The organism is Micromonospora sp. NPDC005171 (genome assembly GCF_040608575.1).
In the GTDB taxonomy this organism is placed as follows: domain Bacteria; phylum Actinomycetota; class Actinomycetes; order Mycobacteriales; family Micromonosporaceae; genus Micromonospora.
In genome coordinates, this window is record NZ_JBEXIM010000004.1 from 237,647 (window position 1) to 254,410 (window position 16,764).

At 72.1% G+C, this 16,764-nt stretch carries 10 protein-coding genes; 4 read left to right on the top strand and 6 right to left on the bottom strand.

Annotation, left to right across the window (positions count from 1 at the left end; translation table 11 throughout):
- Window positions 1-111 precede the first annotated feature (111 nt).
- The 3 genes from ABZU74_RS09430 to ABZU74_RS09440 all read left to right on the top strand — a co-directional run bounded on the left by ABZU74_RS09430 (window position 112) and on the right by ABZU74_RS09440 (window position 5,065).
- On the top strand, window positions 112-1,320 hold the full coding sequence (locus tag ABZU74_RS09430) for a DUF349 domain-containing protein (RefSeq protein WP_355420295.1): 1,209 nt from the start codon (window positions 112-114) through the stop codon (window positions 1,318-1,320).
- A gap of 546 nt (window positions 1,321-1,866) precedes the next feature.
- Entirely contained in the window at window positions 1,867-3,456 is a 1,590-nt protein-coding gene (locus tag ABZU74_RS09435) for a cellulase family glycosylhydrolase (protein WP_355420299.1), read from the top strand.
- A 259-nt stretch (window positions 3,457-3,715) separates the two neighbouring features.
- Window positions 3,716-5,065: a cellulose binding domain-containing protein gene (locus ABZU74_RS09440; RefSeq protein WP_355420302.1), complete on the top strand. Its 1,350-nt coding sequence runs from the start codon at window positions 3,716-3,718 to the stop codon at window positions 5,063-5,065.
- A 48-nt stretch (window positions 5,066-5,113) separates the two neighbouring features.
- Here ABZU74_RS09440 and miaB read toward each other — a convergent pair whose 3' ends face one another.
- Window positions 5,114-6,607: a tRNA (N6-isopentenyl adenosine(37)-C2)-methylthiotransferase MiaB gene (gene miaB, locus ABZU74_RS09445; protein ID WP_355420305.1), complete on the bottom strand. Its 1,494-nt coding sequence runs from the start codon at window positions 6,605-6,607 to the stop codon at window positions 5,114-5,116.
- Between the two features lie 220 nt (window positions 6,608-6,827).
- Here miaB and ABZU74_RS09450 point away from each other — a divergent pair, with 220 nt between their 5' ends.
- Window positions 6,828-7,736 carry an alpha/beta hydrolase gene (locus tag ABZU74_RS09450; RefSeq protein WP_355420307.1) on the top strand — a complete coding sequence of 303 codons (909 nt, stop codon included), beginning with the start codon at window positions 6,828-6,830 and terminating at the stop codon, window positions 7,734-7,736.
- A 59-nt stretch (window positions 7,737-7,795) separates the two neighbouring features.
- Here ABZU74_RS09450 and fxsT read toward each other — a convergent pair whose 3' ends face one another.
- The 5 genes from fxsT to ABZU74_RS09475 are packed head-to-tail and all read right to left on the bottom strand — an operon-like array spanning window position 7,796 to window position 16,744.
- Entirely contained in the window at window positions 7,796-11,665 is a 3,870-nt protein-coding gene (gene fxsT / locus ABZU74_RS09455; RefSeq protein ID WP_355420310.1) for an FxSxx-COOH system tetratricopeptide repeat protein, read from the bottom strand.
- Window positions 11,662-12,927, bottom strand: coding sequence for a TIR-like protein FxsC (locus ABZU74_RS09460; RefSeq protein WP_355420313.1), 1,266 nt, complete (start codon window positions 12,925-12,927; stop codon window positions 11,662-11,664). Before ABZU74_RS09460 ends, fxsT begins: the two co-directional genes overlap by 4 nt.
- Window positions 12,924-13,583 carry a TIR-like protein FxsC gene (locus ABZU74_RS09465; protein WP_355420316.1) on the bottom strand — a complete coding sequence of 220 codons (660 nt, stop codon included), beginning with the start codon at window positions 13,581-13,583 and terminating at the stop codon, window positions 12,924-12,926. The genes ABZU74_RS09460 and ABZU74_RS09465 overlap by 4 nt, the downstream gene beginning before the upstream one ends.
- Window positions 13,584-13,635: 52 nt before the next feature.
- A complete protein-coding gene (locus ABZU74_RS09470) occupies window positions 13,636-14,460 on the bottom strand; it encodes an AAC(3) family N-acetyltransferase (protein WP_355420319.1) in 825 nt (274 codons plus the stop codon).
- Entirely contained in the window at window positions 14,444-16,744 is a 2,301-nt protein-coding gene (locus ABZU74_RS09475) for an FxsB family cyclophane-forming radical SAM/SPASM peptide maturase (RefSeq protein ID WP_355420322.1), read from the bottom strand. The genes ABZU74_RS09470 and ABZU74_RS09475 overlap by 17 nt, the downstream gene beginning before the upstream one ends.
- Between the last annotated feature and the right edge of the window lie 20 nt (window positions 16,745-16,764).

Consider the following 16,764-nt stretch of genomic DNA (forward strand, 5'->3'; position numbering starts at 1 on the left):
GCGCTCGACGCGGACCGGGTCGGACCTGTGACAATGCCGGAAGCAACTTGGCTGCGCCGTGGCGGCGACGGGGGATCGATCCCTCGACGCCGGGAGAACGAGGATGGGCACATGAGCGACTGGACTGCCTTCGGACGGGTGGACGCGGACGGCACCGTGTACGTCAAGACCACCGAGGGGGAGCGGGTGGTCGGATCCTGGCAGGCGGGAGCACCGGAGGAGGGCCTTGCACACTTCGCACGTCGCTTCGCCGACCTGGTGACCGAGGTGGACCTGACCGAGGCACGACTCAAGTCGGGTGCGGCGGACGCCGGCCACTCGTTGAGCACGATCCGGCGGATCCGCACCACGCTGCCCGAGGCCAACGTGGTCGGCGACATCGACGCGCTGGCCGCACGCCTGGACAAGCTGGCGACCCTCGCCGAGGAGAAGGCCGGCGAGGCACGCGCCGCCCGGGACGCCGCACGCGGTGAGGCCCTGGCCCGCAAGACCGCCCTGGTCGAGGAGGCCGAGAAGCTGGCCGCCGAATCCACCGGGTGGAAGACCGCCGGGGACCGGCTCAAGGAGATCCTCGACGAGTGGAAGACCATCCGCGGGGTCGACAAGAAGGCCGACGGCGAGCTGTGGAAGCGGTTCGCCGCCGCCCGGGACGGCTTCACCCGCCGCCGTGGCGCCCACTTCGCCTCCCTTGACTCGCAGCGCAAGCAGGCGCAGACCGTCAAGGAGGAGCTGGTCGCCGAGGCGGAGAAGCTCCAGGACTCCACCGACTGGGCCGCGACCGCCAACCAGCTCAAGGACCTGATGACCCAGTGGAAGGCCGCGCCGCGCGCCTCCAAGGAGGCCGAGCAGAAGCTCTGGGAACGGTTCCGGGGTGCGCAGGACGCCTTCTTCAGCCGGCGTAGCGAGGTTTTCTCCGCACGGGACAACGAGCAGCGCGGCAACCTGGAGCGCAAGCAGGCCCTGCTCGCCGAGGCCGAGGCGTTGGACATCGACGCCGACCCGAAGGGCGCCCAGGCCAAACTGCGGGAGATCCAGGCCCAGTGGCACGAGGCCGGCCGGGTGCCCCGCGAGGCAGCCGCCGGGCTGGAGCGCCGACTGCGCGTCATCGACGACAAGGTCCGTGACGTGATGGACTCGGCGTGGCGCCGCACCACCAAGGAGGACAACCCGCTGCTCGCCCAGATGCGGGCGCAGGTCGCGGAAGCCGAGGACCGGCTGGCCCGGGCGCAGAGCGCCGGGGACGCACGCCGGATCAAGGAGGCCGAGCAGGCCCTCGCCTCCAAGCGGCAGTTCCTCCAGCTCGCCGAGCAGGCCGGCTGAGCTGACAACGCCCGGAGCCCCCGGTCCCTCACGGGACCGAGGGCTTCCGCGTGTCCACCCTCATGTCCTCGAATGACCGGGACGGGTGTTTGGCGCCTGCGGCCGTCAAGGTCACGCTGGATCCTGGATGTAGTGGCCACGAAGCGCCGGGATGCCACTACATCCATGTTCCAGCGCGATCATGCAGAGGGGCGCGCGGCGCAAAGGGCGGCGGGCGCGGACGGCGGGCGAACGGCGGGCGGACGGCGGGCGCGGGCGCGAGCGGCGCGGGCGCGGGCGGCGTGGGCTGGGACGGCGGAGCAGGTTGACGCATCGACGCGAGCTGATCAGAATGAGCGACGGAGCCAGGTAGGGCCACCGGCACGAGGGCGACGAGGGCGGAAACATCCGCCGTCGAGGGTCGCCGGTGAGCTTCCGCGAGTGACCACGTCCGCGTGACATGGGCCGTCGCGCACTGTCCGCATACCCCTGAGGGGCCGTGACGTGCGGACGGCCGCCTGCCGGCGTCGTCAACCGATGACGCCGGGCCTCCGAAGTGGAGCTCGAATGTTCCGTCCCAAAGCTCTCGGCGGCGCGCTCACCGCGCTCGTCACCGTCGCGGCCGGCGTGTTCCTCGCCGCCGCCGTCAGCACCAGCCCGGCCGTTGCCGCTGGCACCGGTACCGGTTATCTGCATACCAGCGGCAACCAGATAGTGGACAGCACCGGTGCCACGGTCCGGCTGACCGGGATCAACTGGTTCGGCATGGAGACCGACAACAAGACCTTCCACGGGCTGTGGTCGAGCAACCCGTGGCGGGGACAGCTCGACACGATGGCACGGCTGGGTTACAACACGTTGCGGGTGCCGTACTCGAACGACGCGCTGAAGCCGGGCGCGACAGCCAGTGGGATCAACGACTTCGTCAACCCGGACCTGATCGGGTTGTCGCCGTTGCAGATCCTGGACAAGGTGATCGACTACGCCGGCAGCAAGGGCATGCGGATCATCCTGGACCGGCACCGGCCGACGGCGGCTGGGCAGTCCCCGCTCTGGTACACGTCGACAGTCTCCGAGGCGACCTGGATCAACGACTGGAAGATGCTCGCCCAGCGGTACGCGGGCAACCCCACGGTGATCGGCGCCGACCTGCACAACGAGCCGCACGCGGAGGGCACCAACCCGGCGGCCACCGGGGCGTGCTGGGGCTGTGGCGACACCACCCGGGACTGGCGGCTCGCCGCCGAGCGGGCCGGGAATGCCATCCTCGGTGTCCAGCCCAACTGGTTGATCTTCGTGGAGGGGGTGAGCTGCCCGAGCGGTGGCCTCTCCAACGTCTGGGACAACGACCCGAGCAACGACGAGGACTGCGGTTGGTGGGGTGGCAATCTGTCGAAGGCGGGCCAGTTCCCGGTCCGGCTGAACGTGGCGAACCGGCTGGTCTACTCGCCGCACGAGTACGCCACCTCGGTGTACCGGCAGACCTGGTTCGACGCCCCGGACTACCCGGCGAACATGCCGGCCATCTGGGACAAGTACTTCGGTTACCTCTACAAGCAGAACATCGCACCGATCATGATGGGCGAGTTCGGCAGCACGCTGGTCGACCCGAAGGACAAGGTGTGGCTGGAGAAGCTGATGGCGTACACCGGGACCGGGGTGACCGGGATGTCCTTCACCTACTGGTCGTGGAACCCGAACTCGGGTGACACCGGTGGTATCGCGTTGGACGACTGGACCAACATCAACACCGCCAAGCAGGCGATCCTGCAGCCGTACCTGATCGCGCCGTCGGGCGGCACGGGCGGGCCGACCGGTGGCCCGACGGGCGGGCCGACGGATCCCCCGACCGGCGCCTGCACGGCCACCTACCGGCAGGTCAACGCCTGGCAGGGCGGCTTCCAGGGTGAGTTGACAGTGAAGAACACCGGCTCGGGCGCGGTGAACCCGTGGTCGGTCACCTGGAGTTGGCCGTCCGGGGTGACGTTGGGCAGTGGCTGGAACGCCACGGTCACGCAGTCCGGCACGACGGTCACCGCGGCCGCTCCGAGCCACGCGCCGTCCCTGCCGGCGGGCGGCTCGGTCACCGTGGGCTTCACCGCCAACGGCACGGCCAGCGCGCCGGGCACTGTGAAACTCAGCGGCACCAGCTGCTGAGCTGTCGGGACGGCCGGTGCGCCGCTGCCGGGACGGCCGGTGCGCACCGCATCGGCCGTCCCGGCCATTTACATCAATGCTCTTCTATGCTTTCATCGGGAAAGCGCTTGCCTCTTCCTCGGTGGGCGCGAGCGCGGGAGCCGCTTTCCTTCACGAACCTGCACTGGCGGGCCCGAGGACCACTGGTCCCGGCCGAGACTCGCCGCCCACGGGCATGGGCGTCGCGACACCTCCGTCCGCCTCATCGAAAGGAAGCAGCATGCGCACAGGACGGCGTCGAATGACGCTGATCGCCACCACCGCCGCAGCCACCGCCACACTGGTCACCGCCGGGCTGCTGACCTCCGTGTCCGCCCAGGCGGCCGCCGGATGCCAGGTGGCCTACTCGGTCGCCAGCCAGTGGCCGGGCGGATTCACCGGCAACGTCACCGTCACCAACCTCGGCGACCCGGTCTCCGGATGGACGCTGCGTTGGTCGTACGGGGCCGGTCAGCAGGTCAGCCAGGCGTGGGGTGCCACCGCCTCGCAGAGCGGCGGCCAGGTCTCCGCGACGAACGTCGACTACAACGGCAACCTGTCGACCAACGGCAGCGCCACCTTCGGCTTCAACGCGAGCTGGAACAACTCCAGCAACCCGGCTCCGAGCAGCTTCAGCCTGAACAACGTCGCCTGCACCGGCAGTACCGCACCCACCACCCCGCCGCCGACCACCCCGCCGCCGTCGAGCACTCCCCCGCCCAGCACCCAACCGCCGTCGACACTGGTCGGGTGGGCCACCCAGAACGGCGGCACCACCGGCGGCGGCAACGCCGGCACGACCACCGTTAGCAATGCTTCGGGCCTGACCAGCGCACTGAACGCCACCGGCGCCGCGGTGATCCGGGTGACCGGGACCATCACCTGCTCGGGCATGCTGCGGGTCCGCTCCAACAAGACCATCATCGGCAACTACGGGGCGACAATCGTCGGCTGCGGGTTCAACATCAGCGGTGACCGCAACGTGATCATCCGCAACCTGACCTTCCGCAACTGGAACGACGACGCGATAAACGTGCAGGAGTCGGCCACGAACATCTGGATCGACCACAACAGCTTCAGCAACGGGTACGACGGCGCCGTCGACATCAAGCGCGGCTCGGACTTCGTCACCGTCTCCTGGAACCGGGTCTTCAGCCACGACAAGACGATGCTGCTCGGCCACAGCGACGACAACGCCAGCCAGGACGTCGGTCACCTGCGGGTGAGCTACCACCACAACTGGTTCGACGGCAGCAACCAGCGCAACCCCCGGGTGCGCTTCGGCAACCCGGTGCACGTGTACAACAACTACTACCGGGCCAACGGCGGCTACGGCGTCGCGTCCACCGAGAACGCCGGGGTGCTCGTCGAGGGCAACTACTTCGAAGACGTCGACGACCCGTACCACCTCGGTGAGGGGGACTCGGGGCCGGGCAGCCTGGTCGCCCGCAACAACCACTTCGTCAACTCGCCCACCGGCCAGGCCGGCGGCAGCGTGGCCAGCATCCCGTACTCGTACCAGCTGGACACCGCGAGCAACGTCAAGTCCATCGTGACGGCGGGTGCCGGCGCCGGCCGGATCACCGTCTGACTCAGTCCTTCGCAGAAGGGCCCCTCGTCCAGGGGCCCTTCCGCGCGGTCAATGGGTGGCGCAGCCAGCGGCGGGGGCAGGCGCGACCGGCGGTGCGCCGATCGTCGGCAGACCGAGCAACACCCCGGGGGTACGCGGGGAACGTCCCGCCTCGGCCGCGTCGCCGGCCCGGGTGCGCCGGTGCGCCACCGGTGCTCCGTCGGCGTTCAGGTGGTGCGGCGCGGCGTACGTGATCGCGGTGTGCACGATGTCGCCCGGCCGGATCTGCCCAGCGAGGGACTCCCCGTCGGCCGTCTCGGTGGCGAAGTGCACCAGTCGACCGTCGCGGGCCCGACCGGACATCCGGCCGGTCCGCTCGTCCTTGCGGCCCTCGCCGACCGCGACCAGCACCTCGACGGTCTCCCCGACGAGGCGCTTGTTCTCCGCCCAGGTGATTTCCTCGACGGTCGCGACCAGCCGCTCGTAGCGCTCCTGCACGACCTGCTTGGGCAGTTGGCCGTCCATGGTCGCGGCCGGGGTGCCGGGCCGCTTCGAGTACTGGAAGGTGAAGGCCGAGGAGAACCGGGCCTCCCGAACCACGTCCAGGGTGCGCTGGAAGTCGGCCTCGGTCTCACCGGGAAAGCCGACGATGATGTCGGTGGTGATCGCCGCGTCCGGCATCGCCGCCCGGACCTTCTCGATGATCCCCAGGTAGCGCTCGGAACGGTAGGACCGGCGCATCGCCCGGAGCACGTCGTCGGAACCGGACTGCAACGGCATGTGCAGCGAGTGGCAGACGTTCGGCGTCTCGGCCATCGCGGCGATCACGTCGTCGGTGAAGTCCTTCGGGTGCGGGCTGGTGAACCGGACCCGCTCCAGCCCGTCGATGTCGCCGCAGGCCCGCAGCAGCTTGCCGAACGCGTACCGGTCGCCGAACTCCACGCCGTACGAGTTGACGTTCTGCCCGAGCAGTGTCACCTCCAGCACGCCCTCGTCGACCAGGGCGCGCACCTCGGAGAGGATGTCGCCGGGGCGCCGGTCCTTCTCCTTGCCGCGCAGCGCCGGCACGATGCAGAACGTGCAGGTGTTGTTGCACCCCACCGAGATCGAAACCCAGCCGGCGTAGGTGGACTCGCGGCGGGTGGGCAGCGTGGACGGGAAGACGTCGAGGGACTCCAGGATCTCCACCTCGGCGGCGGCGTTGTGCCGGGCCCGCTCCAGCAGCACCGGCAGCGCGCCGATGTTGTGGGTGCCGAAGACCACGTCCACCCAGGGCGCCTTGCGGACGATGTCGCCCCGGTCCTTCTGGGCCAGGCAACCACCGACAGCGATCTGCATCCCGGGGTGCTTGTCCTTCACCGGGCGCAGCCGACCGAGGTTGCCGTAGAGCCGGTTGTCCGCGTTTTCCCGCACCGCGCAGGTGTTGAAGACGACGATGTCCGGGGTGTCGTCGGTCGGCACCGCGCGCACGTAGCCGGCCTGTTCGAGCAGGCCGGAGATCCGCTCAGAATCGTGCACGTTCATCTGGCAGCCGTACGTCACGACGTTGTAGGTCCTAGCCACCCTCTTGGTGCCCCTTCCCCTCGGGCTACCAGGGTAGCGGCCCGTTCGAGGGGCCCAACCCACCGGCATTGACCCGCTGGCCCATGGCGGGCATCCACGACGGGCAGTACGCTGCACAACAAGAATGTGTTCTGGGCGATTTCGGGGGCTTTGCACTCGGCGCCGACGATGCGCGGCTCCGTTCACGGGGGAGCACATGACGACCCGCGGGAGGCCAACCGTGACGCGACAAGAGGCGACACAGCGCACCGTCACGACCCCGGACGGCCGGCACCTCGCGGTGGAGACCTCGGGAGCACCGGACGGGCCGGCGGTCTTCCTGCTGCACGGCACCCCGGGCAGCCGCAGCGGCCCCCGGCCCCGGGGCATCGTCGTCTACCGCCTCGGCGTGCACCTCGTCTGCTACGACCGGCCCGGGTACGGCGACTCCGACCGGCACGAGGGTCGACGGGTGGCCGACGCCGCGGTGGACGTGGCGGCGATCGCCGACGACCTCGGCATCGACCAGTTCTCCGTGGTGGGCCGATCCGGTGGCGGCCCACACGCCCTGGCCTGCGCCGCGCTGCTGCCGGACCGGGTCACCCGGGCCGCCGTGCTGGTGGGGCTCGCCCCGGCCGGCGCGCCCGACCTGGACTGGTACGCGGGCATGGCGGAATCGAACGTGGAGGACTACGGGCAGGCCGACGAGGACCTGGCCGAGCTCACGCTCAACCTGAAGGTTCGCGCCGAGGAGGCCCGCCGGGACCCGATGACGCTGCTGGACTTCCTCCGCCCCCAACTGCCCGACGAGGACATCCGGGTCGTCGACGACGTCGCGATCCGCAGACTGCTGACCGACATGTACTCCGAGGCGCTGCGACACGGCCCCGAAGGTTGGATCGACGACGTGCTGGCGATCCGGCGCGGCTGGGGGTTCGACCTGGGCGCCATCCGCGCGGAGGTCCGGCTCTGGCACGGCGAGCAGGACCGCTTCTCCCCGGTGGAGCACTCGCACTGGCTCGCCTCGCGGATCCCGCGCGCCGAGGTGCAGGTGCAGCCCGGCGCCGCGCACTTCGGGGCGGTGGAGATCCTGCCGCAGACCCTGGCCTGGCTGGCCACGCCGGACCTCGCGACCAGCCCGCAGCTCTGAGCGCCCGACCGGACCGCGGGCCGGCCCGGACAACCGACCCGCCCGCCGAACGACCCCGGTCAGATCGTGTGTGGGTCGATCACCCGGACCACGAACCGCCGCTCGCGCAGGGTCTGCACTGTGGGATGCTCCAGACCGATCACCTCGGCCAACCGGTCCGCCACGACGCCGACGTCCTCGGTGGCCGGGCCGTCGCCGGCCCGCCTCGCCACCAGGGCGAGATCGCCGAGGCAGCGCAGCGTGTCGGGGTGGTCCGCGCCGATCACCGCGGCCAACCGGCCGGCGGTCTCCCGCAGCCGGTCCCGCGCCGACTCCCAGTCGCCCTCCTCGGCGAGACACACCGCCTGGTTGACCTCCGCCGCGAGGGTGTGCGGGTGGTCCGGGCCGAGCACCTTGCGCAACTCGCCGACCGCCCGGGCCGCCGACGCGAGCGCGTCCGACCGGCGGCCGAGCGCCCGCTCCGCCGCCGAGATGTTGCTCACCGTCGCCAGGGTGTGCGGGTGCTCCGGGCCGAGCCGGAGCTGCTCCTCGAACGCCAGGCGCACCGCCGTCATCTCGGTCAGCGCCCGAGCCGCGTCGCCGACAGCCAACAGGTTCGCCGCGCGACTCGACCGGCACGCCACCGTGTCCGGGTTGTCCGGGCCGAAGCGTTCGTCGAGTTCGCGGTAGGCCGTCTCGAACAACGGCGCGGCCTCGCTGCCCCGACCGGAGCTGCGCAGCGACACCGCCAGGTTGACCTGAGCGGCGAGGCTCTGGCCGTCATCCGGCCCGAGCACCTCGCGGTACGTCTCGTACACAGTGCGCAGCAGGGTGGCCGACCTCTCGTACTCGCCAGCTTCCCGCAGGTCGCTGCCGAGCCGCACGGCGGAGACGAGAGTGTACGGATGGGTGGGGCCGAGCACCAGCCGCCGCCGCTGGTGCACCTCGTCGTCCCAGCGACGGGCCGACCGGTAGTCACCGACCAGCCGGTACGACACGGCAAGGTTGTTGGCCGCGCTCAACGTCCGGGGGTGGTCCTCGCCGAACACCTGAAGCCAGGAGGCGTAGGTGGACCGGTCCCGTTCCAGGGCCTCGGCGTAGCGGCCGAGCGCCCGCAGGTCACCGCCGAGGCTGCCGGCGGTCATCAGACTGTGCGGGTGCAGCGGGCCCAGCAGCCGGCGTTGCTCGGCCAGCACCGCCTCGTCCAGGTCCCGGGCCTCGTCGAACCGGCCCAGGCTGCGCAGGATGTTCGCCCGGTTGAACCGCAGGTGCAACAACTGCCGGCCCAGCGCCGAAGCCTCGACCTCGTCACGCGTGTCGCCGAGCCGAGCGCTCCAGGTGTCGTCCACCTCCTGGCTGAACACGTCGGCCTGGTCCAGACCGCCGCGCTGCCACAGATAACGGACCCGGTCGATCAGTAGCTGACACACCGACTCGTCCGGGCAGGTCAACGCCTCGGAGACCTCCAGGTGCGGCCAGAGCATGCGCAGCCGGGGCCAGGTGGTCGGGTCGTCCACGTCGCCACGGGGCCGGGAGGCCGCCAGCACCAGGTGCACCTGGTGTCGGGCGGCGGTGATCTCGTCGTCGGTCATCCGGTCCCGGACCACCGCCTGCAACAGTCGGTGCACCTGGACCCGACCGCCCTGGACGTCGAGTTTGAGCAGTGCCAGGCGGTTGATCTGCTGGACCAGGGCGCCGCGCACGAGCCGCTCCGACACCGAGGGGTCGAACGGCACGAGGGCCGCCGCCATCTCGTCGCTGTAGATGAGTTCGAGGGCGATCTCCGGGGCCAGCACCGAGCAGAGCTGCAACAGCCGGTACGCGGCGGGCGCCTGCTCGAGCAGCCGGTTCAGCGACAGGTCCCAGGTCGCCTCCACGGAGAGGGCGCTCGGGCCGTGCCGCTCGATCTGCCGCAGGTAGTCGGCGACCGACGTGCCGGTGTCGGCGAGCCAGGCGCCCGCCGCGGCCACCGCGATCGGCAGGTCGCCGAGCGCCTCGGCCACCCGGTCGGCCTCCTCGGCGCTGATCGTGGGCACCCGCTGGGCGAGGTGCGCCACGCTCTCGGTGCGGTCGAAGACGTCCACCTGGATCGGGTTCGCCCGGTCCCCCCAGGCGCGGTTGCGGGAGGTCAGCAGGACGTGCCCGGGGCCCTGCGGCAGGAACGGCTCGATCTGGTCGAGCTCCTCGGCGTTGTCGAGCACGACCAACCACCGCTCGTACGGCTCACCACGGCCGAGCACCTGGAGCACCGACCGGACCGTGTCGGGCAGGGTCGGCCCGACGAGGATGCCAAGGCGACCGGCGAGGTCGGCGAGGGCGGTGTCGACGAACTGCGGTGGGTCCGCCACGATCCACCAGACCACGTCGTACGCGGCCTTGAACCGGTGCACGTACTCCAGGGCCACCTGCGTCTTACCGACGCCGCCCATGCCCTGCAGGGCGACCGGCAGCACCACAGCGCTGCCCCCACTCTGCAACTGCGAGCGCAGCCGGGCCAGGTCGTCCTCCCGGCCGGTGAACCGGGCGTTCCGGTTGGGGGCGTTGAAGATCAATGGCTCGGTGCCGGGGTAACGGGTGGCCCCGCCCGCCGGCCCGTCCGCCGACGACGGCACCGGCCGGCCGACCAGCCGCAACACCCGCTCCACAGCGGTCGTGGCGCTCACGTTGACCAGGTTGGTGGAGCTCTGGGACGGGAACTCGGCCAGCGGACGCAGGTCGGCGACGTACACGGCCAGGGCAGTGGAGCCGGTGCTGGTGTCCCGGTCGGGCAGACCACCGGACGGCGTCGCCACGTAGGCCGGCGAGACCACTGTCAGCGTGCGCGGGGCCGGAGTGCCGGCGGAACCCACGGCGGCCGTGGGCTCCACCACCCGCAGCCCGGCCGAGCTGAGCACCCGCTCCAGCCACTCGGCCCAGATGGCGTCCTCCGGCGCGTACCGGAGCACGATCTGGTCGTCGACCGCCTCGGTGCGTCGGCGGAACCGGGCCTTGCCCCGCTCCCGCACCGACTCGTCCATCACCGGCAGGGCGGTCACCGCGCCGTCGGTGAGGATCCCGGTCAACGTCTCGAACGCGGACAGCAGCGACGTCGGTGAGCCGGGCGGATCGCCGAACGTCGCGAGGGTCTCCTCGTACGCGTAGAACGGCCGGTACGGGACCTCCACCGCGGCCCAGTACCGCCGCCGTTCCGCCTCGGTCATGCCGGCCGGCAACCCGGCGAACCGGCGCATGGCCAGCAGGCGACCCGCCTCGGCCCGCTCCTTCTCGGCCTGGTCGACCCGCATCGGCACCGGCAGGACCCGGATGTCACGCCGCCGGTAGCGGTCCCGGACCGAGTGCGCCACCCGGGCCGCTCCGTCGATGCCCTGGTCGCTCAGTGTGAAACAGTCGACAAGGGTGTCCGGCAGGTGCAGGGTGCAGATGTCGGCGACGTCGCTCAACCCCGTCCGGCTGTCGATCAGGGTGAAGTCGTACTGGCGCTTCATGTCCGCCCGCAGCGCCTCGAAGAACTGCGCCCCACCCAGCCGGTTGTAGAAGTTGTCCCAGTCCAGGCCGCTCACCGAGACGGCGTAGTCGCTGTTCTGCCGGCCGGCGGAGAGGAAGTCGAGCCCGCCGCCGTCGGGGAAGTTCCAGCGCAGCGAGAAGGCGTGCCGCCCGACCCGGGCGTACTGCTCCATCCAGCGGTCCGGTCGGTCGTCGACCCGGGTGGTCTCCCACTCGTAGTCGCGGATCATGTCGATCACGCCGCTGGTGCCCTGGATCGCCTCGGCGTCGAGGAACGGGTGGAAGAAGCGGTGCAGACCGGGTGACTCGAGGTCCCAGTCGGCGACGAGCACCCGCCGGCCGCTGGCCGCCAGGATCCAGGCCACGTTGGCCAGCGCCATCGTCCGGCCCGTTCCACCCTTGAACGAGTAGAAGGTGACGACCTGGCCTTCGCGATCGTTGTTCATCGGTTTTCTCCGTGGGGACGCGGTGGGGCCGGATCATCAGGCGGGGACGCGGGGTCGGTGGTCGAGCCGGCGGCCGGCAGCCCGTCACGCAGGCTCGGCACCGGCTCCGGCGGTGGTTCGAAGGGGACGACCGGGCCGTACTTGAGGAACTGCCGGCGCGCCTCGGTGACCAGCGCCGGCATCAGGTCGACGAACTCCGGCATGCTGCACGCGCGCTTCACCTGGGGCAGACCGGCGTCGTGCAGCAGCCGGGTCACCTCGGTGGCCCAGCGGGTGGCGTCCTGGCTGTCGTCGTCGTCGGTGACGACCAGCGGAACGACCCACTCCCGCAGGCCGTGCAGGAGGCGGGCGACGACCCCGGCCGCGTCCGGCGCCGCCGCGATCCACGGGTCGACAAGCAGCACGGCCGGCCGCCGATCGAGCAGCGCGGAGGCCTGCGCGAAGTCCTCGGTACGGGCCGACAGCCCGAGCCGCTCGGCGGTGCTCACCGCGTACTCGGCGGCGGGCAGCTGCTGGCTGCGCCCGTACGGCCGCCAGAGCCGGCCGCTGGCGGCGTAGCCGGCGGGGTCGCGATCGGTCGGCAGGCGGTCCCGGGTCGGGGCCAGGACGGCGACGACGAAGTCCGGGTCGGTCGGCGCCGGACGGACCACCTCATCCAGGCTGGGCGCCCGGGACGGGCCCATCGGTCGCCGCTCGGCGGTGTGCACGATCCGGCTCGCCAGGCGGCTCAGCAGCAGCTCGTACTGGGCCCGGTAGGAGGCCAGCATGCAGAAGGCGCGCAGGCCGTCGGCGGCGTACTGCGGGACGTCCCGGCCCAGGTCCAGGGCGCCGTCCAGCTCCGGGTGGGCCTCCCACGGTGGGAACGGGATCCACAGCACGGGGGTGAGATGGCCGGCGGTGACCCGGGCCGGCCCGGCGGCGGCCAGCCGGGCCCGGAAGGACTCCTGCTCCCCCAGCGCCCAGGGGCGGCTGAAGTAGCCGGGCGAGTAGAGCGGGACGAAGACCTCGGCGTCGCCGAGCGCCTCGGCGAGGGCGGCCTTCCAGTCGGCGCCCAACGGAATGTGCTGGTCGAAGAAGCCGATCCGCATGCCGGCGACCGGGCGCGCCTGCCGCCGCACCTCGTCGGTCAGGTCGGCGAAGAACTGACCGACCCAGACGTCGGCGTCGGCCCGGGCACCCGGCGGCGGCGCCGAGTGGGCGTAGCTCAGGAAGAAGTACGTCCCACGCGCCCCCGGCCGGCGCCGAGCCGTCGGGGGGCTCACTTCGACTCCTCGGCGAACCGGTTGCACAGCTCGTCCACGCTCGCCGGCACCCAGGGTTCGACCAGGTACGACCGGTGGATGGCCACGATCCGCTGCGCGAGCCGCCAGACCACCGCCCGGTACGCGTTCTCCCACTGCATGGTCAGCAAGCCGTAGACCCCGTCCCGCTGGTAGTGCACCGCGATGTCGGGATCCGGCATCGCGGTCGGGGTGAAGCGCTGGATGTCGCGGAGCACCCGGGGCAGTGCGGTGCCGTTCGTCGGCGACCAGGTGACCGGCACGATGGCCGTCTCGTGCACCGAGGCGGAGCTGTGTCGCGGGGTGATCTGTCGGCGGGAGAACGCGTCCCACTCCCGGCCACACCAGTCGCTGCCGAGCAGCGCGCTGGACACCAGCGGAACGAAGACCTGGCAGGTGCCGGCGGCCTGGAGAAGCTCCGGGCTCCAGCGTTCGCCGCCGGCGATGGAGGTGTCCAGGAAGCCGGCGTCCACTCCGGTCACCGGGCCGACCAGCTCACTGACGTGGACGGAGAGGTCCTCGAAGAATCGGGAGACGTATTCGGCCGGTTTGCCGGTGGCCCGGCCGACCGGCGCCCGCGAATAGCTGATGAAGAAGAGCGGGGCGCGTGCTCTGGAGGGTGCGTCCACTGTGCTCACCGCTGCCCCTCCGCCCTCCCCACGCGGCCGGAACATCAGCGTAGTCCCCGCGTCAACGTCGCGCCGCCAACCGGTTCGTGGCGAACCAACCAGTCGCGAAGTCGACAGCGGCCCGCGCCGGCAACAGGCGGGCGCTGGCCCGCCCCACCAGACCGTGTCGCACCAACGGCGTCTCGTCGAGCGCGGCGCCCACCTTCGGGAAGTCCCGGTCGTCCAGGTCGAGGGCCTGGAAGTCGAGGCGGACCCGCCGCCCGTCGACGAGCCGGAAGCAGTGGTAGTGGCGCTCGGGCGGCGGCACCGGGAGGCGGTACTCGGCCAGGTGCAGTGCGCTGCACGCCTCGTAGCCGAGACCGAGCAGCAGGATCTGCCCGTCCGCCGCGTAGAGGCCGCCAACCGGTGAGCGTTCCCCCAGGTGACAGGTGAGGTCATGACCGTCGGTGAGCTGCCGGGCCCGCGGGCCGAGCGCCGCGAACGAGGTCTGCGGATGGTCACTGCGCACGGCACCGGGGGTGCACCGGACGAACTCGGCGAGTGCACCCATCCGCTGGGAGGGGGTGGTCCGGCGGTCCCAGCCCGGCAGCGCGGCTTCGTACCGTTCGCGCTGCGCCCGGTCCATCCCGGCGGTGGCGGCCAGGTGGGCCCGGGAGGTGGTCGAGTTGCCGTCGGTCTGGGTGGGCACCAGCAGCGTGCCGGCCGGGCCGAGGACGTCGCGCAGCGCGCCGGCGAGGGTCGCCGGGCCGTGCTCCAGCGGGCCGACCCGACGCAGGCCGCAGTGCACCAGCAGGCACACCCCCGGGCGTACGCCCAGCGCCCGCAGGTCGTCGGCGAGGCGGGGGCGGCCCAGTCTGGGCAGTGGGTGCTCATCTGGACCCGACACGGGTCTCCTCCAGGGCGTGGCGCAGCTGGCCGACGAACCGCTCACCCGCGGCGGTGAGCGACCGGCTGGCCAGCAGCGCGTCGACGCCGTCCCGGGTCCACGCCAGGAAGTGGGCCGCGTGCGCCGACGCGTCCGGATGGTCGGTGGCCGCCCGGGACTGCCAGACCTGGGTGACGGCGAGGTGGGCGTACACCCCCTGGAGGACGCCCTCCGGCGGCCGTGGGTCGGGGCGCCAGGGCACCCGGATCCGGCCTTCCTGCCCGGGTTCGACCAGGTCGTACAGGTCGAGCACCGCACCCAGCTTCGCGTGCTGCCACTCGTGCACGAGCAGCACCGCCATCGTCTCCGGGTCGGGATGCGGGGTGACGGCGACCGCGCCGAACGCGTGCCGGGCGGTCGCGCTCCGCAGGGGTCGCGCCGGGTCGGGCGCCAACGGAACGACGGCACGCAGACCACCGTCGAGCGCCGCCGCGTGCGCCGGCACGTCCCGGTGCACGACCCGCCAGGCCTCCGCCAGGGTACGGCCCAACGCCCGCGCCGCCGGAACCTCCAGGCGGGGTTCCACCGGCTGGCCGTAGCAGTCGCGGTACGGGTCGCAGTCCTCCAGGAGCAACCGGCCGCCGGGCACCGGCACGTCACGGGTCGGAAGCCAGCCGGTCGACGGCGACGCCAGCGGATCGATGAGCACCGTCTGCGCCACCGACCCACCCCGGAGCTGGACCTCGCCGGGCCGGACTGTCACCTCCGCGCTCTCCCCCACGCCGGGCAGCGTCAGGCTGCCGAGCGTGGGCAACGTGATCGTGTCGGCCCGCACCGGGACGCGCAACGCGGCCGGGACGCCGGCCCGCAGGGCCGCCGCGATGGCGAGGGCCGGCAGTGGGTCGACCGTCGCGCCGAGGCCGGGCGGCGGCGACGGGTCGAGGCGATGCACCAGCCCGGGCCGGACGAAGGGGTACACCAGGACCGCCCGGACCGCCTCCGGTGCCGCCTCGTCGAGGTGGACGAGCAGGTCCCAGGCGGCGGTGCTGCCGAACCGCTCCCGACAGGCCGCCAGCAGCGCCCGGGTGATGGAGAGCTGGGTGGCGGCGAGCAACGCGAGCGTCGACGCCGACCCGTACCCGGTCGCCAGGTCGTCCAGCAACTCGTCGAAGGGCGAGGTGCCGGACCAGTCGCCGGACGCGGACGGGGTGACGGTCGTCTGGCGCGGCGCGGGTGGGGCGGGCGGCGGGTACCCGTCCACTGTGTCGATCAGGCGGAGCAGGTCGGCGCAGTACACCGAGGGGTTGTCGAAGCCGGAGCCGGTGCGCCAGCGGTGGGCGTACAGGCCGCCGCCGCACCGGTCGACCACCGGGCAGGACCGGCAGGTCGCGCAGAGCCCGTCCACGCCGTCCTGCCGGACGGCGACCCCGGGGTGCCGCGCGACCTCGTCCACCGAGTGGTCGAACACGTCGAACCCGGTGCCGGCCGCGCCGTGGTACGCGGTCTTCAGCGAGTCGACCTGCTCCCAGCTCCCGTCCGCCTCGATGACCAGCACGTCGGCCGGCGCGAGACCGAACGCCTCGGTGCCGCCGCCACCCGGGCGCAGGGCCTCGAACATCCGGATCGACACCGGCCGCCCGTCGTCCACCCACCGCCGGTGAATCCGCCCCAGCCAGTCCGCGTACGGGGTGGGGCCGGTGCGCTCGGGGGGCTGGTCCCAGGTGGCGTGGGGCAGCAGCAGGTCGACCCGGGGCGGGCGCTCGGCCAGCAGCGCCTCGTACACCCGGTCGGGGTCGTTGCGGACGTCGATGGTGCAGAGGATGCCGGCGTAGCTGGCGCGGTGTTCCGGCCTCCGCAGCAGGGCCAGCGCCCGCCGGACGTGGTCGTGGCTGCTGCCGCCGTGGGCGAAGACCCGGTGGCGGTCGTTGGCGGCGCGGTCCCCGTCGAAGGACACCCCGACCCGCACGTCGTACTCGACGAAGAGCCGGCACAGCTCCTCGTCGAGCAGCACGCCGTTGGTCTGCATGCGCAGGTCGAGCCGCGTCCACGGGGTGATCGCCGTGCGCAGCTCGGCCAGCACCTCCCGCAACCCGGCGGCGCCCAGCAGCAGCGGCTCACCCCCGTGCAGCACCACGTGCACGACCGGCAACCCGTGCTCGCGGGCGTGCTCGGCGATGCGCCGTGCGGCGGCCTGGACCGTGGCCGGCGGCATCCGCACCGGACGGCCACGCCAGGTCTGGTCGGCGTGCTGGTAGACGTAGCAGTGGTCGCAGCTGAGGTCGCAGCGGCTGTGCACCTTCAGCACGAACTGACTGATCGGCCGGC